At 71.8% G+C, this 20316-nt stretch carries 15 protein-coding genes; 6 read left to right on the top strand and 9 right to left on the bottom strand.

Annotated features, from left to right (window positions below):
* Nucleotides 1–39: 39 nt before the first annotated feature.
* The 5 genes from AB0M29_RS14155 to AB0M29_RS14135 are packed head-to-tail and all read right to left on the bottom strand — an operon-like array spanning nucleotide 40 to nucleotide 11244.
* Nucleotides 40–1152 carry a beta-methylarginine biosynthesis bifunctional aminotransferase gene (locus AB0M29_RS14155; RefSeq protein WP_365382515.1) on the bottom strand — a complete coding sequence of 371 codons (1113 nt, stop codon included), beginning with the start codon at nucleotides 1150–1152 and terminating at the stop codon, nucleotides 40–42.
* Entirely contained in the window at nucleotides 1149–2201 is a 1053-nt protein-coding gene (locus AB0M29_RS14150; protein WP_365382514.1) for a 2-ketoarginine methyltransferase, read from the bottom strand. The genes AB0M29_RS14155 and AB0M29_RS14150 overlap by 4 nt, the downstream gene beginning before the upstream one ends.
* Nucleotides 2201–2497 carry a hypothetical protein gene (locus tag AB0M29_RS14145; protein ID WP_365382513.1) on the bottom strand — a complete coding sequence of 99 codons (297 nt, stop codon included), beginning with the start codon at nucleotides 2495–2497 and terminating at the stop codon, nucleotides 2201–2203. The genes AB0M29_RS14150 and AB0M29_RS14145 overlap by 1 nt, the downstream gene beginning before the upstream one ends.
* A gap of 59 nt (nucleotides 2498–2556) precedes the next feature.
* On the bottom strand, nucleotides 2557–4095 hold the full coding sequence (locus tag AB0M29_RS14140) for an amino acid adenylation domain-containing protein (RefSeq protein ID WP_365382512.1): 1539 nt from the start codon (nucleotides 4093–4095) through the stop codon (nucleotides 2557–2559).
* A 24-nt stretch (nucleotides 4096–4119) separates the two neighbouring features.
* Entirely contained in the window at nucleotides 4120–11244 is a 7125-nt protein-coding gene (locus tag AB0M29_RS14135) for an amino acid adenylation domain-containing protein (RefSeq protein WP_365382511.1), read from the bottom strand.
* A 317-nt stretch (nucleotides 11245–11561) separates the two neighbouring features.
* Here AB0M29_RS14135 and AB0M29_RS14130 point away from each other — a divergent pair, with 317 nt between their 5' ends.
* From AB0M29_RS14130 to AB0M29_RS14115, 4 genes are all read left to right on the top strand, one after another.
* On the top strand, nucleotides 11562–12296 hold the full coding sequence (locus AB0M29_RS14130) for an alpha/beta fold hydrolase (RefSeq protein ID WP_365382510.1): 735 nt from the start codon (nucleotides 11562–11564) through the stop codon (nucleotides 12294–12296).
* A gap of 96 nt (nucleotides 12297–12392) precedes the next feature.
* Nucleotides 12393–13421: an L-threonine 3-dehydrogenase gene (tdh, locus tag AB0M29_RS14125; RefSeq protein WP_365382532.1), complete on the top strand. Its 1029-nt coding sequence runs from the start codon at nucleotides 12393–12395 to the stop codon at nucleotides 13419–13421.
* 80 nt (nucleotides 13422–13501) lie between these two features.
* On the top strand, nucleotides 13502–14695 hold the full coding sequence (locus AB0M29_RS14120; protein WP_365382509.1) for a glycine C-acetyltransferase: 1194 nt from the start codon (nucleotides 13502–13504) through the stop codon (nucleotides 14693–14695).
* A 105-nt stretch (nucleotides 14696–14800) separates the two neighbouring features.
* The gene (locus tag AB0M29_RS14115) at nucleotides 14801–15718 is read left to right on the top strand and encodes a LysR substrate-binding domain-containing protein (RefSeq protein ID WP_365382508.1); all 918 of its coding nucleotides are present in this window, start codon (nucleotides 14801–14803) and stop codon (nucleotides 15716–15718) included.
* A gap of 6 nt (nucleotides 15719–15724) precedes the next feature.
* Here the strand turns inward: AB0M29_RS14115 and AB0M29_RS14110 are convergent, their stop codons facing one another.
* From AB0M29_RS14110 to AB0M29_RS14100, 3 genes are all read right to left on the bottom strand, one after another.
* The gene (locus tag AB0M29_RS14110; RefSeq protein WP_365382507.1) at nucleotides 15725–16105 is read right to left on the bottom strand and encodes a VOC family protein; all 381 of its coding nucleotides are present in this window, start codon (nucleotides 16103–16105) and stop codon (nucleotides 15725–15727) included.
* 1 nt (nucleotide 16106) lies between these two features.
* Nucleotides 16107–16286, bottom strand: coding sequence for a CopG family transcriptional regulator (locus AB0M29_RS14105; RefSeq protein ID WP_365382506.1), 180 nt, complete (start codon nucleotides 16284–16286; stop codon nucleotides 16107–16109).
* Nucleotides 16287–16401: 115 nt separating this feature from the next.
* Nucleotides 16402–16896: an Rrf2 family transcriptional regulator gene (locus AB0M29_RS14100; protein WP_365382505.1), complete on the bottom strand. Its 495-nt coding sequence runs from the start codon at nucleotides 16894–16896 to the stop codon at nucleotides 16402–16404.
* A 104-nt stretch (nucleotides 16897–17000) separates the two neighbouring features.
* Here AB0M29_RS14100 and AB0M29_RS14095 point away from each other — a divergent pair, with 104 nt between their 5' ends.
* Entirely contained in the window at nucleotides 17001–17744 is a 744-nt protein-coding gene (locus AB0M29_RS14095; protein ID WP_365382504.1) for an SDR family oxidoreductase, read from the top strand.
* Nucleotides 17745–17855: 111 nt separating this feature from the next.
* Here AB0M29_RS14095 and AB0M29_RS14090 read toward each other — a convergent pair whose 3' ends face one another.
* On the bottom strand, nucleotides 17856–19094 hold the full coding sequence (locus AB0M29_RS14090; protein WP_365382503.1) for an RICIN domain-containing protein: 1239 nt from the start codon (nucleotides 19092–19094) through the stop codon (nucleotides 17856–17858).
* Between the two features lie 583 nt (nucleotides 19095–19677).
* Between AB0M29_RS14090 and AB0M29_RS14085 the strand changes: the two genes are divergently transcribed.
* Entirely contained in the window at nucleotides 19678–20313 is a 636-nt protein-coding gene (locus AB0M29_RS14085) for a TetR/AcrR family transcriptional regulator (RefSeq protein WP_365382502.1), read from the top strand.
* Nucleotides 20314–20316: the final 3 nt, after the last annotated feature.

Genomic DNA, 20316 nt, shown 5'->3' with positions numbered 1-20316 from the left:
GCGGTCAGCGCCCGGCCGGGACTCGTGCGTGCGGTTCCCTCAGCGTACGGCCGCGGCCGTACGCAGCCGGGCGCCGGTGGCGGAGACGGTCTCCAGGGACGCGGCCAGGAAGGCCGGGTCGACACCGGTCGGCACCCGGATGTGGCGGGCGTCCGCGGGGTGGTAGTTGGCGCCCGTGGTGATGACGAGCCGGTGCTCGGCCATCAGGACGTCCGCGAGGACCTCCGTGTCGGGCACCTGGGGATCGGCCCACACATGCGTGCCGCCCTGCGCGGCCAGCACCCCGACGCCGTTGGCCCGCGCCCAGTCCAGCACCAACGCGCGGCCCGCCCGCACCCGTTCGGCCAGCGGCCCGTTGCCGAGCGCGCACAACTGCGCGGCCTGGTTCTGGGCGCGGGTCGACACCGCGATGCGCTCCCATTCCATCCGCCCGGTGAGCAGGGCGACTTCGTCCGGGTGTGTGGTGATCCAGCCGACGCGCAGCCCGGGCGCCCCGTAGTTCTTGGAGAAGCTGTTGAGGCCGTACACGCTCCGCCAGTCCTCCACCAGGGCCAGCGGCGCGGCCAGCGCGGCGGAATCGTGCACAAAGGAGTCGTAGACCAGATCCAGCACCAGGGTGAAGCCGAGGCGGCGCTGCGCGGCGAACAGCGAGCGCGCCTCCTCCTCGTCCAGGCAGGCACCGGTCGGGTTGTGCGGGGTGTTGAGGTAGAGCACATCGGACGGGCCGAGGCCGAGGGTGGTCCAGGAGCGTTCGCCGATCAGCGTCGGCCAGTCCAGGACGAGGAGTTCCAGGCCCGCGGCCCGCAACAGGTCGGCCACGCTGAGCAGTACGGGTCCGCTGCACACCGCGCGCCGCACACCGCTGCCGGTGAGGCGGCGGGCGACGAGGCCGAGCCCGTCGAAGGCCCCGTTGGTGACGAGCAGCGAGTCGGCGCCGACGGCGACGCCCTGGCCCCGTTCCCGCAGGCGCAGTGCCTCCAGGAGTTCGTCGGTGCCCTGGCTCGCGGCGTACTGCCCGTCCACCTCCCAGCCGGGTGACCGCAGTTCGGGTGCGGCGGGCCAGACGGGAACGTTCTCGGCGAGGATCCGCCACGGCTCCCGCGGCGACCGCGCCACCTCGGCGAGTCGCCGTCCCAGCGGCGTCAGGCTCATTCCCCCGCGCCTTCGCCGCGGGTACCGCCCGGGTGGCCGGGGGCGCCGGTGTTCCGGGTCAGCAGATAGCCGATCTCCAGGCCGGTGGAGTCCACCCGCGGGTCGGCCACCCGGCGGGAGACCACGGTGGCCCCGGCGTCGGCGAACAGGTCCTGCCAGAACGCGTCGGTCTCCAGGCGCTGTTCGGTGAGGACGTGCAGCAGGTAGTACGGGTTGTAGTACGCCTGGCCGAGACCGTGCCGCATGACGGCCGGGTCGGCGGGGCGGTGGTCCACCTCGACCACCGCAAGATGGCCGCCCTGCCGCAGGGCGCCGCGGACCAGGCCCACCACGGCGGCGCGGCCCTCCTGTTCCAGGATCTCCTGGAGGAGGAAGGCGGCCACGAACATCCGCGAGGGGTCGGGCTCCGCACCGGGCGCCGCCCCGTGTTCGGCCACGTAGTCCGTGGCGCCGGAGCGCACGAAGCGCACCCCCGGCGCGGTCGGCTCCTCCGGTGCGAACGGGTCGACGCCCAGGCCGGTGAGCCGATCGGACTCGGTGACGAGGCTGGTGAGGAAGGTGCCGTCGCCGCAGCCGAGGTCCACGAGCGAGGCGGGCGCGGCGGGCAGGTCGGACATCAGGTCGCGGACCAGCGGCAGCGCGTCGAAGGCGCTCATCCCGCAGCTCCCGACGCCCACCATCCGCCCGTCGCGGCTGGCGTACCCCTTGCCCTGCAGGACGTCGGTGATCTGCTGGAACGTCTGCGCGTAGCCGCCGACCAGCAGCTCGTACCAGGGCCGGTACGGGGCGAGTTGGCGGCCCTTGCCGGTCAGGCTCACGGTGTCGCCGCTGAGGGCTACGTAGTTCTCGTTGGCCAGATAGCGCAGGAATCCGCTGGTGCGCGCCACGTCGAGTTCGAGGGCGTCGGCCACGTCCCGCACCGGCCGCGGGCCGTCGGCTATTCGCTCGTAGATCCCGCTGCTGAAGAGGTGGTAGAGGCCCTGCGCCAGGGCGAATCCCCGTACCGGCTGCAGTGCGTCGATGAGTTGGAGCTCGAATCCGTCGTCCATCATTTCTCCTCGTCGGGTGCGCCGGTGGCGGCCATGGGCTGGAAGTCGATACGGACGATCTCGAGGTCGCAGGTGTGGCGCAGCAGCGATCTGAAGCGTCCGGCGCGCTGTTCCGACCGGGTGCTGACCCGGACGAACGGGCGGCTCACGCCCTGCCAGTCGACGACCCGGGAGTCGGCCGCGGTGACGAACACGCACTCCTCACGGAAGTCCTCCTCGGCGAGGAGTGCGCGCACCCGCTTCTCCATCGCGTCGCGCTCCTCGCCCCGCATGCCGTAGAACTCGATGGTCGGCACGGGTTCCCCCTTTTCGTTCGTGTCGCTCTTCGTTCGTGTCGCTCTTCGTTCGTGTCGCTCTAGTGGTGGCCGCCGCTTTCCAGGAGCGCTCTGGCCTGCCGTCTGTCGGCCTTTCCGTTGACGGTGGACGGCAGTTCCGCGAGCCACCGGAATCTGCCCGGGACCATGTAGTCGGGCAGCCGGGCGGCGAGGTGGTCCCGTACGGCGGTCAGCGCCGGGGGCGCCGCGTCGGCGGTGGCGCACACGCAGCCCAGCGACTCCGCCCCGGCCAGCGTGAAGGTGGTGGCGATGGCGCCGGTGACACCGGGCAGGCCGGTCAGCGCGGACTCCACCTCGCCCAGTTCGATGCGGTGGCCGCGCACCTTGACCTGGTCGTCCTGGCGGCCGATGTGCGTCAGGACGCCGTCGCCGTCGTCCCGCACCAGGTCCCCGGTGCGGTAGTACACCGTGCCGGTATCGGGCTCCGCGGCGAAGCGTTCCGCGGTCAGGTCGGGGCGGTTGAGGTAGCCGCCGGTGACCTGGGGTCCGGCGAGCAGCAGTTCGCCCGTGATGGCGGCGGCGCCCCGCTCGTCGACGACCCGGGCCCGGAAGCCCGGCAGGGGCCGGCCGATCACCGACCGGGTGCCCGCGATGTCGGCGGCGGTCAGCCGGTGGTGGGTGGCGTGCACCGTGGTCTCGGTGATGCCGTACATGTTGACCAGCGCGGGCCGGTCGAGCCCGTGCGCCTCGGTCCACGCCGCCAGTGAGGAGGGGTGCAGCCGCTCCCCGCCGAACACCACGTAGCGCAGGGCGTGTTCCGCGGGCGCCTCGGCCAGCAGCGGGGCCAGCACACCGAAGGCCGTGGGCGTCTGGTTGAGTACGGTGATCCCTTCGCGCCGGATCAGGTCCGCGCACTCCTCGGGGTCCCGCGTCTGCATCCGGTCGGGGACGTGCAGTGCGCCGCCGTACAGCAGGGCGCCCCAGATCTCCCACACCGAGAAGTCGAAGGCGATGGCGTGGTAGAGCAGCCAGCGGTCGTCGGGGCCGAAGTCGAACAGCGGGCGGGTGGCGGCGAAGAGGGCGAGGACGTTGCGGTGGCTGACGGCTGTGCCCTTGGGGCGGCCGGTGGTGCCCGAGGTGTAGATGACATACGCCGTGCCGTCGGGCACCCGGGCCGCGGCCTCGCCCGCCAGGCTCCGCAGCCGGGTCGTCGCCGTCGGCGCGACGCCGCCCCCGGTGCCGTCGGCCGCCCCGGCGCCGTCGGCGTCCTCGACCAGGACGGCGGGCCGCGCGTCCGAGAGGATGAGGCCCTCCCGTTCGGGGACGGCCGGTTCGTTCAGCGGCAGATACGCGGCGCCGGACGCGAGGATGCCCAGCAGCACCACCAGCAGTTCGGCGCGCGGTGCCATCCGTACCGCGACCGTGCGGCCGGGCCCCACGCCGTGGCGGCGTAAGAGCTCGGCCGTCTCCCGTGCCCTGTCGGCCAGTTCGCCGTAGGTGAGCCGCTCCTTGTCGTCGGCGACGGCCACGGCGTCCGGCGCCGACCGCGCGACGGCGGCGAACGCCGCGAAGAGCGATCCGGAGGACTCCGCGGTCGGTGTGTCGGCGGGGTGTGTCATGTCGCGGCTCTCGTTCCGTCGTCGCTAGCGGGTGGGGCGGTCCGGGCCGGGGCTGAGCAGTGGCGCCAGATGGGCGGCGATACGGCGCAGCGGCGCCGGTGCGGTCATCTCGACGTGGTGCGCGTCGACGCCGTAGGCGGTGAGCTGTCCGCCGACGTACGGGCGGGCGCAGGTCAGCGGGTCGGGTGGGGCGGCGGGGTCGGTCGGCGCGGACGCGGGGGCGCGGTCGGCCTCCGCCGTGAAGAGTTGGACGTCGCCGGGGAAGACGCGCGGCTGGTGCGCGGCGAGCAGGCGGGCGGTGTGCAGGTAGGCGTCGATCACCCGGTCGACCGCCGCCTCGCTCAGCGACGCGAGCGGTCCTTCGGGGCGGCGGGCCCAGTCGCGCAGCGTGTCCCGGGTGACGTCGCCTTCGGGGGCGCCCAGTTCCTCGGCGAAGTTCCGCAGCAGTGCCGGTTCGTCGAGCGCGGCCTGCTCCGGTGGCGTCAGATACGAGTCCAGCAGGGCCACGAGCGCGACGTCCTCACCCTCCTCCCGCAGGCGTACGGCGAGTTCATGGGCCAGCACGCCGCCGGCCGACCAGCCGAGCAGTTGGTAGGGGCCGTTGCCGCACACCGCCCGGATGGCGTCCAGGCAGCGCCGTACCAACTCCTCCAGCGAGCGGGGCAGTTCGTCGGACGACGTGAGTCCCGGCACTTGGAGGCCGTAGACCGGCTGGTCGGTGTCGAGGTGTTCCAGCAGACCGGCGTAGCCCCAGCTCAGCCCCGACGCGGGCGCGACGCAGAACAGCGGCGGCCGGGAGCCGCCCGTACGCAACGGCAGCAGTACGTCGAGGGAGTCGTCCTCCCTGCCGTCGGCCAGTTGGGTGGCGAGGGCGGCGGGGGTGGGTGCTTCGAACAGTGCCCGCAGCGGGATACGAAAGCCCAGCACCGCCTGCACCCGGCTCACCAACCGCGTCGCCAACAGCGAATGCCCACCCAGATGGAAGAAGTTGTCCTCAGGACCCACCCGACCCCGACCCAGCACCTCACCGAACAACCCACACAACACATGCTCGAACGGCGTCCGCGCCGCCCGCACGACCCCCGACACCACCACCGGCTCCGGCAACGCCCGACGATCCAACTTCCCGTTCACCGTCAACGGCATCACCCCCACCGCCACAAACACCGACGGCACCATATGCACCGGCACACTCAACCCCACGAACCGGCGCAACTCCTCCACGCCCACGGAGACACCCGGCTCCGGCACGAAATACGCCACCAACTGCGCACTCCCCGCCACCTCCCGCACCACCACCGCCACCTGCGCCACCCCCACATGACGCGACAACACCACCTCCACCTCACCAGGCTCGATCCGATACCCCCGAATCTTCACCTGGTCATCCACACGCCCCCAGAACTCCAACTCCCCATCCCCCCGCAACCGCCCCCGATCCCCCGTCCGATACATCCGACCCCCGGAGGGCTCGTACGGGCAGGGCAGGAAGGCTTCCGCGGTCAGTTGGGGCTGGTTGAGGTAGCCCCGGGCCAGACCCGCGCCGGTGATGTAGAGGTCGCCCACCACGCCGCGCGGCACCGGGCGGAGGCGGTCGTCGAGGACCAGCGTCCGGGTGTGGGCGATCGGGCGTCCGATGGGGACGGCACCGGACGGCAGCGGGTCCCCGGGCGCGATGCGGTGGACGACGCAGCCGACGGTGGTCTCCGTCGGGCCGTACTCGTTGAGGATCGCCACCTCGGGGTGGCGGGCCCGCCAGCGGACCAGCTGCTCGCCGGTGAGGGCTTCGCCGCCCACGATCAATTCGCTGCTGGGGCTGCGCAGTTCACCGTCGAGGTCCAGGATCTCCAGATGACCCGGTGTGACCTTCCCGAAGGCCGCGCCGTCGGGATACGCCGCCCCCGGGACCGGCACCAGGACCCGGCCGCCGAGCGCGAGAGTGCCGAGCAGTGCGTTCACGGTGAGGTCGAAGGCGAAGGAGGAGTGCAGCACCGCGCTGTCCCGCATGCCGGGGTAGGCGTGTCGGCACCACAGCAAGTAGCTGGTCAGCTGGGCGTGTTCGGTCTGCACGCCCTTGGGCCTTCCGGTCGAGCCCGAGGTGTAGATGAGATACGCCAGGTGGTGCGGCTGCACGGGCTCCCGGGGGACGCCGCCTCCGTCGAACCGGTCGTCGCCCGATCCGTCGCCCGACCCCTCACCCGGTCCGTCGCCCGTTCCGTTGACGATCTCGTCGACGAACAGCCGCGGTACGGCCGTCGCGGGCAGTCGGTCGAGGACCGTACGGTCGGTCAGCAGGCACATCGGCTCGGCGTCGTCGAGCAGGTAGCCGAGTCGCTCCGCCGGGTAGGCGGTGTCCAGCGGCAGATAGGCGGCGCCGCTGATCAGTACGGCGAGGACCGCGATGACCAGCTCGGGCGAGCGGGGCAGCGCGAGCGCCACGATCCGCTCGGGACCTGCGCCACGTGCCACGAGGCGGGCGGCCAGGCGCCGGGCCCGCCGGTCCAGCTCCGCGTAGTCGAGGACGGTGTCGCCGCAGACGAGGGCGGGGGCGTGCGGGGTGGCGGCGACCTGCTGCGCGAAGAGCCGGGGCATGGTCAGGGTGAGGTCCAGCGGGTACGGTGCCGGCGGGTGCGCCAGTGCCGCCTCGCGCTCCTCGGGACTGAGGACGTCGATGTCGGCGACGGGGGCGGCCGGGTCGGCGGCGACGGCGGCCAGCACCCGTTCCAGGCGTGCCGTGATCTCCCGCGCGGTGGTCTCGTCGAACAGGTCGGCGGCGTATCCGAGGGTTCCGCGGATGCCCGCGGGGGCGCCGTCGACGTCGGTGGTCTCGGCAAGGTCGAGCTGGAGGTCGAACTTCACGGCCCCGGTGTCCGGCGGCTCCTCGGAGACCGTAAGGCCCGGCAGTTCCATGGCGTCCAGGCCGCCTCGGACGCCCGCCTCGCTGGTGAACACCACCATGACCTGGAACAGCGGGTGCACGGCGAGCGAGCGGTCGGGGTTGAGCCGGTCCACGATCTGCTCGAACGGCAGGTCCTGGTGCTGATGTGCCCGCAGATGGGTCTCCCGGACCCGGCGGACGAGTTCCTCGAAGGTGACGTTCCCGCTGAGGTCGGTGCGCAGGACCAGGGTGTTGACGAAGAAGCCGATCAGATCGTCCAGTGCCTCGTCGGTCCGTCCGGCGACCGGGGTGCCCAGCGGGATGTCCTCACCGGCGCCGAGCCGGTGGAGCAGCGTGGCGAAGGCGCCCTGCAGCACCATGAACAAGGTGGCGTTCTGCCGCCTGGCCACGTCGGCGAGCGCGCGGTGCAGCTCGGCGGGGATCTCGAACGGGATGTCGCCGCCCCGGTGGCTCTGCCGGGCGGGACGGGGGTGGTCGTAGGGCAGCGGCAACTGGGCGGGCAGTCCGTCCAACGCCCCTGTCCAGTAGTCCAGTTGGCGGTGGAAGAGGCTGTCGGGGTCGTCGCTCTCCCCCAGCAGGCGGCGCTGCCACACCGTGTAGTCGGCGTAGTGCACCGGCAGCGGCGCCCAGTCGGGCGCGGTGCCCGCCAGCCGGGCACGGTAGGCCGTGGCGAGGTCGCGGGCCAGCGGCTCCATCGACCATCCGTCGGCGGCGATGTGGTGCAGCACCAGCAGCAGTACGTGCTCGGTCGGAGCCACCGTGAACAGGTGGCATCTGAGCGGGAGTTCGGAGGTGAGGTCGAATCCGTGCCGGGCGGCCCCGGCGACCGCGGCGGGCAGTTCGGCCGCGGTGGTGCGTACCTCCGTCAGCCGGGGCCGGGCCTCCTCGGCGGCCACCACCCGCTGGTGGGGGGTGCCGTGCGGGGCGGGGAACAGCGTCCGCAGGGTCTCGTGGCGTGCGACGAGGTCGTCCAGTGCCGCCGACAGCGCGGTGGTGTCGAGTGCACCGGTCAGCCGCAGCGCGACGGGGATGTTGTACGCGGGGCCGGTGCCTTCGAGCTGGTTGAGGAACCACAGGCGCTGCTGGGCGTACGACAGCGGGGGCCGCTCCGACCGCGGCGCCGGCTCCAGGACCGGCCGCTCGGGCCCTTCCTGGGTGAGGTGGGTGGCGAGGGCGGCGGGGGTGGGTGCTTCGAACAGTGCCCGCAGCGGGATACGGAACCCCAGCACCGCCTGCACCCGGCTCACCAACCGCGTCGCCAACAGCGAATGCCCACCCAGATGGAAGAAGTTGTCCTCAGGGCCCACCCGGCCCTGTCCCAGCACCTCACCGAACAACTCACACAACACATGCTCGAACGGCGTCCGCGCCGCCCGCTCGACCCCCGACACCACCACCGGCTCCGGCAACGCCCGACGATCCAACTTCCCATTCACCGTCAACGGCATCACCCCCACCGCCACAAACACCGACGGCACCATATGCACCGGCACACTCAACCCCACGAACCGGCGCAACTCCTCCACGCCCACGGAGACACCCGGCTCCGGCACGAAATACGCCACCAACTGCGCACTCCCCGCCACCTCCCGCACCACCACCGCCACCTGCGCCACCCTCACATGACGCGACAACACCACCTCCACCTCACCAGGCTCGATCCGAAACCCCCGAATCTTCACCTGATCATCCACACGCCCCCAGAACTCCAACTCCCCATCCCCCCGCAACCGCCCCCGATCCCCCGTCCGATACATCCGACCCCCTGGCCGGTCGGTGAAGGGGTCGGCGACGAACCGCTCGGCGGTCAGCTTCGGGTCGGTGTACCCCCGGGCGACTCCGGAGCCGCCCAGATAGATCTCGCCGACGAAGGTGGGCGGCAGCAGGCGGCGCCGGCCGTCGAGGACGTACATCCGGGTGCCGCCGGTGGCCCGTCCGGCGACGGCGTCCGCCGACTCGCGGACGTGGACGGCGGTCGATTCGATGGTGCACTCGGTGGCGCCGTACACGTTGAAGGCGTGCAGGCCGGGCGCGGCGCGCAGCGCCTGCCACAGCCGCCGCGAGCAGCTCTCGCCGCCGAAGATGACGAGCCGCGGCGGATACGGGCGCTCCAGCAGCCCGCTGTCGACCAGCGCGTCGAGCTGGCTGGTGGAGCAGTCCAGGATCTGCACCGCGGTGTCGGGGTCCTCGGCGCGGGCCAGCAGCCGGGGCAGGTCCTGCCGCTCCTCGTCGTCGATCATCAGCAGCCGGTGCCCGAACACCAGCATGCCGAGCACCTGGTTGATGAAGACGTCGAAGCTCACGGCGGCCAGACCCGCCACGTTCAGCCGGACGCCGGGGTCCAACTCCCCGTACATCGCGGCGAGATGGCTGGTGGCGTGGACGACCAGACCGCGGTGCTCGATGAGTACGCCCTTGGGGCGGCCGGTGGAGCCCGAGGTGAAGACGGCGTAGGCGAGGGCGTCGGCGCGCGGGAGCGGCGGCGGGGCGGTCGCTCCGGTGGCCGCGGCGGCGTCGAGTGCGGCGACCGTCACGGCCGCGGGCGCCCCGTCGGGCGGCTCGCCGTCGGTCACCAGGAGCGCGGCGCCGGAGTCGGTGAGCAGGACGCGCTGGCGCTCCTCCGGCTGGGTCGGGTCGAGCAGGACGAAGGAGCCCCCGGCCCGCCAGACGGCGAGCATCATCACCACCAGCGCGGCGGTGCGCGGCAGCCGGATGCCGACGACCACGTCGTCGGTCACGCCGCGTGCCGCCAGCGCCGTGGCCCACCGCCCGGCCAGCGCGTGGGCCTCCCGGAACGTCAGCCGTTCGGTGTCGGACCGCAGCGCCTCGCGGTCGGGGTGGGCCAGGGCGGTCGTCTCGAAGAGTTCCCACACGGTCTGCGGGCCGCCCGCGTCGGCGCGCCCGACCGCCGGTCCCTCGCCGAGCCGCAGGACCTGCTCCCGCTCGGCCGCGGAGAGCAGTTCGAGGTCGCCGACGGGCGTGCCGGGGTTCTGGCACAGGTGCCGCAGCAGCGTCGCGTACCCGGCCGCCATCCGGTCCATGGCCGGACGCGAGAACCGCCGTGTGCTGTACGTGATCTCACCGGTCGTCAGGTTCCCACGCCGCAGGCCGAGGGTGAGGTCGAAGTGGCTGACGTCGAGTTCGACGGGGACCTCGGTGACATCGAGTCCGGCCAGCCCCCAGGTGTCCGCGAGGTCGGCGGTCTCGTAGACCATGCTCATCCGGAAGAGCGGGTTGCGCCCGGGCTCGCGGTCGGGCTGTACGGCGTCCACGACCGCGTCGAAGGGGATCTCCTGGAACTCCAGCGCGTCGTACACCGCGTCGCCGGTACGGGCCAGCACGTCCTCGAAGGTCAGGTCGGGGGTGATCTCGCAGCGCACGACGACCGTGTTGGAGAAGAAGCCGATGACGCCGTACGACGCGGGGTCGGAGCGTCCGGCGACGGGAATCCCGACGACCACGTCGGTCATGCCCGTCCATCGGTGCAGCAGCACCAGGTAGGCGGCGAGGAAGCCGGGGAAGGCACCGGCCCCCTGGCGGGCGCACAGCTCCTCCAGCGCCCGGACACCGTCCTCGTCGAGGGTCAGCGGGACGCTGTCCCCGGCGGCGTCGCTCTCGTCCGGGGCGCCGTCCTCGGGTAACGCGGTCGCCTCGATCCCCGTCAACCGGCCCTTCCAGTAGGCGAGTCCGTCGGCGTAGCCGGGCTGCGACTCCGGCGCCGCGCAGTGGTCGGCGTACTGCGGCGCGGCGGGGGCGTCGAGGAACACCAGCGGGTCGGCGTACGCGAGGTCCAGCTCGCGCGAGAACACGCTGGAGGAGACCTCGTCCATGACGATGTGGTGGAAGGCGAAGGCCACCAGGTGGGCGTCGGGCGCCACTTCGATCACATGGCAGCGCCACAGCGGGCCCGCGGTGAGCGAGAAGGGGACCGCGCCGAGACGGCGGATCTCGGCCAGCGCCCAGTCCTCGCGCTCCCCGCGCGTGGCGCCCCGGGCGTCGGTGACGTCGGCCCGCACCCGGTGGCACGCCTCGATGCCGTGCACCCGCTGGACGACGTCGCCGTCCCTCTCCTCGAAGGTGGTGCGCAGCGACTCGTGCCGCCACTGCAACGCGCCCAGCGCCGCGTCGAGTTGCTTGGTGTCGAGCCCGCCGCGTACGGACAGCGCGCCGGGGACGTTGTAGACGGCGCTGTCCGGGTCCAGTGACCACAGGAAGAAGAGCCGGCGCTGCGCCGACGAGGCCCGAACCACACGTCCACCGACTGCCCCAAGGGGATCAGTCGCCTCTGGCGTCTCGTTGGCAACCACCATCCCAGGTTCGCCGGAACTCCCGGTGCGGCGCAAGCTTTTTCGGGGATTCGGTGAATACCAATCGACCCTTGTGTTCAACCGCCCCATTGTGTATAGGAACTCACGCCGGGTAAGCCCGCCATCGAGGTATGGTAACGTGCGAGAGGCGGGGAGCCGGCGATCCGGTACGGCTCTCATACGGGGTGCGATACGGGATGTGACACGGGGGCGACGTGCGTAGCTGGATCCGGAATTTTCATTCCTCCCCCACAACCGGAATGCGCCTTCTCTGTCTTCCTCACGCGGGCGCCGGCGCGTCCACGTATCACCAACTGTCAGCAAAGCTCGCGGATACCGCCGAGGTGCTGTGCGCGCAGTACCCGGGCCGCCAGGACCGGATCTCCGAGCCCTGCCCCGACACCGTCGAGGCACTGGCCGACGGCGTGTACAGCGCACTCTCCCCGCACGACACCCGCCCGCTCACCGTCTTCGGGCACAGCATGGGCGCCCTGATCGGGTACGAGATCGTCCGCCGTCTCGAAGCGGAAGGCCGCCCGGTAACCGCGCTCTTCGCCTCGGCCAGACAGGCCCCGTCACAGCTCTCGCCGCCCTTCGGCGGGCTGGACCCGACCTTCCCCACAGATGCGTGGATTCTCGCCAAAATGGGCGAGCTGGACGGCACCGACGCCGACATCCTGGGAAACGCCGAAGCACTCGAATTCATGCTGCCCGCATTGCGGTCGGATTTTCGTGCGGTTTACTCCTATGCCCGGCAACCGGCCGCGCAACTGCGCTGCCGCATTGTCGCCCTGGTCGGCGACAGCGACCCCGACGTCTCCGTCGCCGATGCCCGGGCATGGCGCAACGAGACCACCGGCCCCTTCACCCTCCATGTCGTCCCGGGCGGCCATTTCCACCTCACCGACACCCCGGCCACGGTCGCCGACCTCCTCCGCGGCACCCTCACCGCCGCCGGTGGTGGGCACGTGAAGGAAAGCTGCGACCGCGGTTAAGAAATCCTCGATGGACCAGGAAAGGTCTTGTCGGCGAGGCTTCTGATCGGCCCGGGTGCCGGACGGCACCTGCGGGAACGACGGGAGCCGTGCGCGTTGAAGTCGCTGGTCAAGAAGAAGGCGGAGCCGGGTCTCTGGCTGATGGACGTGCCGGAGCCGGTCATCGGGCCCGGGGACGTACTGATCAAGGTGCAGCGCACCGGGATCTGCGGCACCGACCTGCACATCCGGGCCTGGGACGGCTGGGCGCAGCAGACGATCAACACCCCGCTCGTGCTCGGTCACGAGTTCGTCGGCGAGGTCGTCGACGTCGGCCGTGACGTCGCCGACATCACGGCGGGCGACCGGGTCAGCGGTGAGGGGCACCTGGTGTGCGGCAAGTGCCGCAACTGTCTGGCCGGGCGCCGCCACCTGTGCCGTGCCACGATCGGTCTCGGTGTCGGCCGCGACGGCGCGTTCGCCGAGTACGTGGCGCTGCCCGCGTCGAACGTGTGGGTGCACCGCGTCCCGGTCGACCTCGACGTCGCCGCGATCTTCGACCCGTTCGGCAACGCCGTGCACACCACGCTGTCCTTCCCGCTGGTCGGCGAGGACGTCCTGATCACCGGGGCCGGGCCGATCGGTCTGATGGCCGCCGCGGTGGCCCGGCACGCGGGCGCCCGTAACGTCGTGATCACCGACGTCAGCGAGGAGCGGCTCGAACTCGCCCGCAAGATCGGCGTGAGCCTGGCGGTGAACGTCGCGGACTCCTCCATCGCCGAGGGGCAGCGCGCGCTCGGGCTGCGCGAGGGCTTCGACATCGGCCTGGAGATGTCCGGTCAGCCCGCGGCCATGCGGGACATGATCGCGAACATGACGCACGGCGGGCGGATCGCGATGCTCGGCCTGCCGTCGCAGGAGTACCCCGTCGACTGGTCCCGGATCGTCACCTCCATGATCACGATCAAGGGCATCTACGGGCGCGAGATGTTCGAGACCTGGTACGCGATGTCCGTGCTCATCGAGGGCGGGCTCGACCTCGCCCCGGTGATCACCGGCCGGTACGGCTACCGCGACTTCGAGGCCGCCTTCGACGACGCGGCGAGCGGACGCGGCGGCAAGGTCATCCTCGACTGGACCTCCTGACCACGTCGTACGCCCCGGCTTCCGCCCCCGCCCCGCCTCCGCCTTCGCTCCCGTCTTCGCCACCGCCTAAGGACCAGATGATGTTCGCTTCCGTACGCGACGACCTGCGCGCCACCCTCGACGAGATCCGCGCCGCGGGACTGCACAAGCCCGAGCGCGTCATCGGCACCCCGCAGTCCGCGACCGTCAACGTCACCGCGGGCGGCCGCCCCGGTGAGGTCCTCAACTTCTGCGCCAACAACTACCTGGGCCTGGCCGACCACCCCGCCGTGGTCGGCGCCGCCCACGAGGCGCTGGACCGCTGGGGCTACGGCATGGCGTCCGTGCGCTTCATCTGCGGTACGCAGGAGGTGCACAAGGAGCTGGAGGCGCGGCTGTCGGCGTTCCTCGGCCAGGAGGACACGATCCTCTACTCCTCCTGCTTCGACGCGAACGGCGGTGTCTTCGAGACGCTGCTCGGCGAGGAGGACGCGGTCATCTCCGACGCGCTCAACCACGCGTCGATCATCGACGGCATCCGGCTGTCGAAGGCCCGCCGCCTGCGGTACGCCAACCGCGACCTGGGCGAGCTGGAGCAGCGCCTCAAGGAGGCGTCCGACGCCCGCCGCCGCCTCGTCGTCACCGACGGCGTGTTCTCGATGGACGGCTACGTGGCGCCGCTGCGGGAGATCTGCGACCTCGCGGACCGGTACGACGCCATGGTGATGGTCGACGACTCGCACGCGGTCGGCTTCGTCGGCCCCGGCGGGCGCGGCACCCCCGAGCTGCACGGCGTCATGGACCGCGTCGACATCATCACCGGCACCCTCGGCAAGGCGCTCGGCGGTGCGTCGGGCGGCTACGTGGCCGCGCGCGCCGAGATCGTCGCGCTGCTGCGCCAGCGGTCGCGTCCGTACCTGTTCTCGAACACCCTCGCCCCGGTGATCGCGGCCGCCTCGCTCAAGGTCCTGGACCTGCTGGAGTCGGCGGGCGACCTGCGGGAGCGGCTGAACGCGAACACCGCGCTGTTCCGCTCCCGGATGACCGCCGAGGGCTTCGACATCAAGCCGGGCGACCACGCGATCGTCCCGGTCATGATCGGCGACGCGGCCGCGGCGGGACGGATGGCGGAGCTGCTGCTGGAGCGCGGCGTCTACGTCACCGGCTTCTCGTACCCGGTGGTGCCGCAGGGTCAGGCGCGGATCCGCGTGCAGCTCTCCGCCGCGCACTCCACGGCGGACGTGAACCGGGCGGTGGACGCGTTCGTGGCGGCCCGGGCGCAGCTCGACGCCTGACGCGGGCAAGGCGGGGGCGGGGCGCGGTCCGGGCGCGGTCCCCGTACGGGTGGCGGTCCCGCGGGGCCGCCGCCGCGGGCCCCGTGACCTGAGACAATGGGCTTCATGATCGAAGCGCGGCGGCTGCACATCCTCCGTGCGGTGTCCGACCACCGCACGCTGACGGCCGCTGCCGCCGCGCTGTACCTGACCCCGTCCGCGGTCTCCCAGCAGCTCACCGCGCTGGAGCAGGAGACCGGCCACCGGCTGGTGGAACGCAGCGGGCGCGGGGTACGGCTGACGCCCGCGGGCGACATCCTGCTGCGGCACACCAACGCCGTGCTCGCCCAGTTGGAGCGGGCCGAGGCCGAACTGACCGCCTACAGCTCCGGCGCTGCGGGCACGGTCACGGTCGCCTCCTTCGCCACCGGCATCGGCCTGGTGGTGGCGCCCGCGCTGGCCCGCCTCGCGCTGACCGCGCCCGGGATACGGGTCCGCGTGCAGGACGCGGAGGGCGACGCGAGCCTGCCCATGGTGCTGGACCGGCAGGTCGACATCGCCGTCGCCGTCGAGTACCGGGGCGCGCCCGGTGTCGACGACGCCCGGCTGACCCATGTGCCGCTCTACGCCGAGCCGTTCGACGCCGTCGTGCCCGTCGCGCACCGGCTCGCCGGCGCCGAGCAGGTGCCGCTCGCCGAGCTGGCCAAGGACCCCTGGATCGGCCCGTACCCCGGCAATCCCTGCCATGACGTGGTGGTCCTGGCCTGTGAGGCGGCCGGGTTCCAGCCGGGTCTCGAGCACCAGTCGGACGACTTCCGCGCGGTGGTCGCGCTGGCCTCGGCGGGCGCGGGCGTGGCCCTCGTCCCCCGCTCGGCCCTCCTGGGCATGGACCTCGGCGGCGTCGTGGTGCGCCCGGTCGACGGCGCCGCGCCCACCCGCCGGGTCTTCGCCGCGGTCCGCTGCGGCGCCGAGGAGCACCCGCTGATCCGCCCGATGCTGGACGCCCTGGCGGGCGCCGCGCCGGTCGAGGGCGGCGCCCCGTAGCAGCCGCTACGCGTGGTGCGGGTGCCCTTCCCCGCCGTCCGCCGACTCCTTTCCGGGGGCCTGGAGGGTCCACTGCCGTCCGTCCGGGTCCTCGACGGTCATCAGCCGGGTCCCGAAGTGGGTGTCCTCGAACGGCGCCACCACCTTCACGTCCGGATCGAGGCGGATCGCGTCGGCGTCCGGCACCCTCAGGACGAGCTGCGTCTGGATCTCCCGGTCCTCGGGGATCTCGGCGATGAAGAGGGACGGGCTGCCGCCGTTGCGCAGCTGCCCCGAGTTGTGGTCCGTCGCGAACTCCAGCTCGTAGCCCAGCGCCTGGAAGAACTTCACCGCCTTCCCCCAGTTGTGGGTCTCCATGAACACGGCCTCGATGCCTTCGGTCGTCATCTCAGTTCTCCTCGCTGGACTGTTCGCCGGGCTGGGTGTCATCGAGAGCGAGATACGTACGCAGCGCGTCGGCCACCAGCGCCGACAGCGACATCTCCGACTCGATGGCGCGGTACTTGACCTGCTTGATCAACCCGATGGGCAGGTACACGTTGAACTGCTTCACATCGTCGTCTCCCACATGAGCATGCTAGCAAACTAGAGAGCTAGAAGCACGCCCCGCTTGAGACGGCACAAAAGCGCCCGCCGACGGATCGGCGGGCGGGTCAGATGAGCGGGTCCGGTGAGCGGGAGGGTCAGGCCGTGGGGAGTGACGGCGGGCCCGCGAGCCAGGCGGCGACCGCGGGGAGGGCGTCCGGGCCGGAGTCCTCGGTGACGTCGCGGGCGAGGTCGGCGATGGTCACGGCCTGGAGGGCCGCGCGCCAGGCGGCCTCCGCGCCCGCCATCGCGCGGGTGATCGGGCAGGCGCGCACGCACTGCTCGGGCGGGGTGGCGAGCGGCCCCCGCTGGCGGATCTCCGTACAGACGAAGGCGGGCCGGGGGCCGTCGACGGCCTGCACCACGTCGAGCAGGGTGATCTCCGCCGCCGGACGGGTGAGGACATAGCCGCCCGACTTGCCCTGCACGGAGTGCACAAGACCCGCCCGGGACAGGGCCTGCAACTGCTTGGCCAGGTAGCTGCCGGAGACGTCGTGCAGTTCCGCGAGGCGCGCCGCGGGCACCGGATCCGTGGCCGCGGTCAGCACGACGCAGCAGTGCAGCGCCCACTCGACACCACCCGACAGTTTCATCGCCCCTCAGCTCCCTCGGATCCCCCGGTTGACTCGGACATAGATTATCCGACTACAATCTCGGATAAGAAGTGTCCGAGTTTCATCTACGAGAGGCGGAAGCCATGAAGGTCACAGTCATCGGCGGGACCGGACTGATCGGCTCCCAGGTCGTGCGCAATCTGACCGCGGCCGGACACCAGGCCACCCCGGCGGCGCTCTCCACGGGCGTCGACCTGATCTCGGGCAAGGGCCTGGCCGAGGCGCTGGAGGGCGCCGAGACCGTGGTCAACCTGGCGAACTCGCCGACCTTCGACGAGGCGTCCCTCGACTTCTTCCGCACCTCGATGGAGAACGTCCTCGCGGCCGGGGCACGGGCGGGCGTCACGCACCAGGTCGCGCTGTCGATCGTCGGCGTGGACAAGGTGCCGGACCTGGACTACTACCGCGCGAAGGCGCTCCAGGAGGAGCTGCTGCGGCAGGGGCCGACGCCGTACTCGGTGGTGCGGGCGACGCAGTTCTTCGAGTTCGTCGACGCCATCTTGTCCTGGACCTCCGACGCGTCCGCCGTACGGCTGCCCGCCTGTCCGATCCAGCCGATGGCCGCGGCCGACGTGGCGGCCGCGGTCACCGAGGCCGCCGTCGGCGCGCCTCTCCAGGGGATCAGGAACGTCGCCGGGCCCGATGTCTTCACGCTCGACGAACTGGGCAAGGTCACGCTGGCGGCCCGCAAGGACCCGCGCCCCGTGGTCGTCGACCCGCAGGCCGGTATGTTCGCCGCCGTCCCCGGCGACGTCCTGATCGGCGGCCCGGACGCCCGTCTGGCGCCCACCCACTACAGCGACTGGCTGGCCGCCGCCAGCCACTGAACCACCGCCTCGCCCGACCTGGCCGCGGGGGCGGCTCACGGGGCGCCCGACCGCCCGGGGCGCCCCGGAGATCCGGTGCGGCGCCCCGGGCGGCGACGGGACGGGCGGTGACTAGTTCTGCTTCCAGACCTGGTTGGGCGCGGTGCCACCGCCGCCGTAGCAGTCCCAGATCTGCAGCAGCGCGCCGTTGCCCGAGCCGCCGGCGTCCAGGCACTTGCCGGACTGCGGGTTGGTGACGGTGCCGTTGCCGTTGAACTGCCACTGCTGGGCGCCGCTGCCGTTGCACGACCACAGCTGCACCTTGGCGCCATTGGCCGTGGAGCCGGCCGCCACGTCCAGGCACTTGCCCGACTGCGGGTCCACCACCTGGCCGCCGTTCCGCTTCCACTGCTGGTTCCAGCCGGTGCCGCAGTCCCAGATCTGCACGGCCGTACCGTCGGCGCTTCCCCAGTCCTTCAGGTCCAGGCAACGGCCGCTCTGCTGGCCGGAGATGGTGCCCGCGCTGCCGCCACCGCCACCGCCGCCGGTGCCGCCACCGGTGGAACCGCCGGTGCCGCCGGAGCCGTTGGAGTCGTACGAGAAGGAGTTGACCGCCAGGCCGGGGCCGCCGACCCACGGCTCGAAGCCGAACTGCACGCTGGTCATGTACCAGGACGGCTGCAGATAGCCCCGGCTGATGGAGTCGTTGGTGAAGTCCTTGATGTTCACCGTGATCGCGTTGGTGGTCTGCTGCCGGACGTAGCTGACGGTGTTCCAGGCGATGCCGTTGTTCTGGCGGCCGTACCAGACGTCGTAGGTGGCGCCGCCGATGCTGGCCGTGCCGACCTTGGACCCGAAGGGCGAGGGCGGCCCGGAGTGGTTGGCCCAGATCATCATCTCCTCACCGTTGTTCTGCCCCGACGGGTTGGCGCTGGTGTCGAACCAGATGTCGTAGGACGCGTCCCACTGCCCGTCGGCGGTGTTGAAGTTGACGCTGGACTGCGGGTTGCCGAAGGCCGACACCTGCAGGGGCAGGCCGTTGCCGCTGGAGCAGTTGCCGTAGTGGCAGCCGGCGTAGATCGAGGGGTACGCGGCGGGCGCGCCGCCGGTGCCCACGTTGTGCCAGCCCGTGGTGACGTTGAAACCGTCGTCGTTCACATCGATGCACTGCTGGATCGAGTCGCCCCACTCGTTGTTCTGGACGACGTACTTGCCGCCCGACACCTTCATGCTGTCCGTCTTGCCGCACAGGGTGGTGCTCGCGGACGCCGAGGAGGCGCTGGTCAGCGAGAGGGCGGCCAGCAGCAGGGCGGAGACGACCGCCACGACTGCGGCGGCCCCGCGATAGGGCCTGAGGCGCGATCTGGGCATGGGGATCCTTTCGATCGCCAGGTGCGGCGGGTGCCGCTCCCGGTCGGTGGGGGGAGGCGTGCCGGGAGCATGGGAGCGCTCCCGTTCATGGCGACGCCGACGCCGACTCCTTCCGGAGAGGGAGGTGACATCAGGTGCGGTGCGACGTCGCGGTGCGGTACTCGCGGTACGGCTTGCGGTTGGCGTTTCACGGTTCGACGCCCGTACGCGGCATGCGAGCTCGCCCGGCTCGTGCACGCCGGGAGACATGAAGCCAGCGAGTCTTGTTAACTGTCAAGCGGTGTGCGTGTGTTCACTTCGTGAAGCCAATACGTCATGCCGCTGACGAGCGGGAACGTGTTGGCCTCGTTCACGGTGGCCGCCGAACACCCCTGGTGTCGCGGTGAGTTCACCAGTCAAAGGGGACGGGGTACGCACGACCCTCTCTCACATCACTTCCCGTGCGTTACGGACGCGCGTCTTGCCGCGGCCGCGGGGGCCGGACTAGGGTGCCGTCCCAAAGCTGGTCACTGGCTAGTAGCTACTCACCAATTCGCCCGGGTAGCCACTGGCGAACGAGACCGGGGAAAGGGTTCTGGCAACGATGGCTGAGGGTGCGCCCTCCTACCGGCGCGACCGGCCACGGCTCCCCGCCGCCGAACGGCGGCGGCAGATCATCGACGTGACGTCCGTCCTCATCGCCGAGCGCGGCTTCTGGGGTATGTCGATGCAGGACGTGGCCGACCGGTGCGGGCTGACCGTGCCCGGCGTGCTGCGCCACGCGGGCTCCAAGGTCGGGCTGCTCGTCGCCGTGCTGGAACACCGCGACCTGGAGGACGCCCGCTCGCTGCGCGCCCAGCTCGGCGTCGGCGAGGACGAGGTCCCCGACGAGTGGTCCGCGGGGGGCCCTGACGGCGTCGACCTGCGCCAGCTGTGCGCCGCGACCATGCGGCGCAATGCCCAGCAGCCGGAGTTCGTACGCCTGTTCACCGTCCTCGAGGCCGAGTCCCTCACCCCCACCCACCCGGCGCACGACTACTTCGTCAGGCGCCAGCAGCAGGCCATCGCCGCCTTCACCTCCCTCGCCGAGGACATCAGCGACCACCCCGAGGCCCTGGCCCGCCACATCGTCGCCCTGATGGACGGCCTGCAGATCCAGTGGCTCCGCGCCCCCGAATCGGTCGACCTGGTCACCGCCTGGGACTCCGCCGCCGTCCTCCTCTTCGGCCCCACCCCCTGACCG

Source organism: Streptomyces sp. NPDC051976 (assembly GCF_040680795.1).
In the GTDB taxonomy this organism is placed as follows: domain Bacteria; phylum Actinomycetota; class Actinomycetes; order Streptomycetales; family Streptomycetaceae; genus Actinacidiphila.
This window is presented reverse-complemented; position numbering and strand designations above follow the sequence as displayed.

Coding starts and splice junctions, on each gene's coding strand:
- AB0M29_RS14095 (WP_365382504.1), top strand. CDS start 17,001: ATGAAGGTCACAGTCATCGGCGGGACCGGACTGATCGGCTCCCAGGTC.
- AB0M29_RS14120 (WP_365382509.1), top strand. CDS start 13,502: ATGTTCGCTTCCGTACGCGACGACCTGCGCGCCACCCTCGACGAGATC.
- AB0M29_RS14155 (WP_365382515.1), bottom strand. CDS start 1,152: ATGAGCCTGACGCCGCTGGGACGGCGACTCGCCGAGGTGGCGCGGTCG.
- AB0M29_RS14115 (WP_365382508.1), top strand. CDS start 14,801: ATGATCGAAGCGCGGCGGCTGCACATCCTCCGTGCGGTGTCCGACCAC.
- AB0M29_RS14090 (WP_365382503.1), bottom strand. CDS start 19,094: ATGCCCAGATCGCGCCTCAGGCCCTATCGCGGGGCCGCCGCAGTCGTG.
- AB0M29_RS14130 (WP_365382510.1), top strand. CDS start 11,562: ATGCGCCTTCTCTGTCTTCCTCACGCGGGCGCCGGCGCGTCCACGTAT.
- AB0M29_RS14150 (WP_365382514.1), bottom strand. CDS start 2,201: ATGGACGACGGATTCGAGCTCCAACTCATCGACGCACTGCAGCCGGTA.
- AB0M29_RS14085 (WP_365382502.1), top strand. CDS start 19,678: ATGGCTGAGGGTGCGCCCTCCTACCGGCGCGACCGGCCACGGCTCCCC.
- AB0M29_RS14140 (WP_365382512.1), bottom strand. CDS start 4,095: ATGACACACCCCGCCGACACACCGACCGCGGAGTCCTCCGGATCGCTC.
- AB0M29_RS14100 (WP_365382505.1), bottom strand. CDS start 16,896: ATGAAACTGTCGGGTGGTGTCGAGTGGGCGCTGCACTGCTGCGTCGTG.
- AB0M29_RS14110 (WP_365382507.1), bottom strand. CDS start 16,105: ATGACGACCGAAGGCATCGAGGCCGTGTTCATGGAGACCCACAACTGG.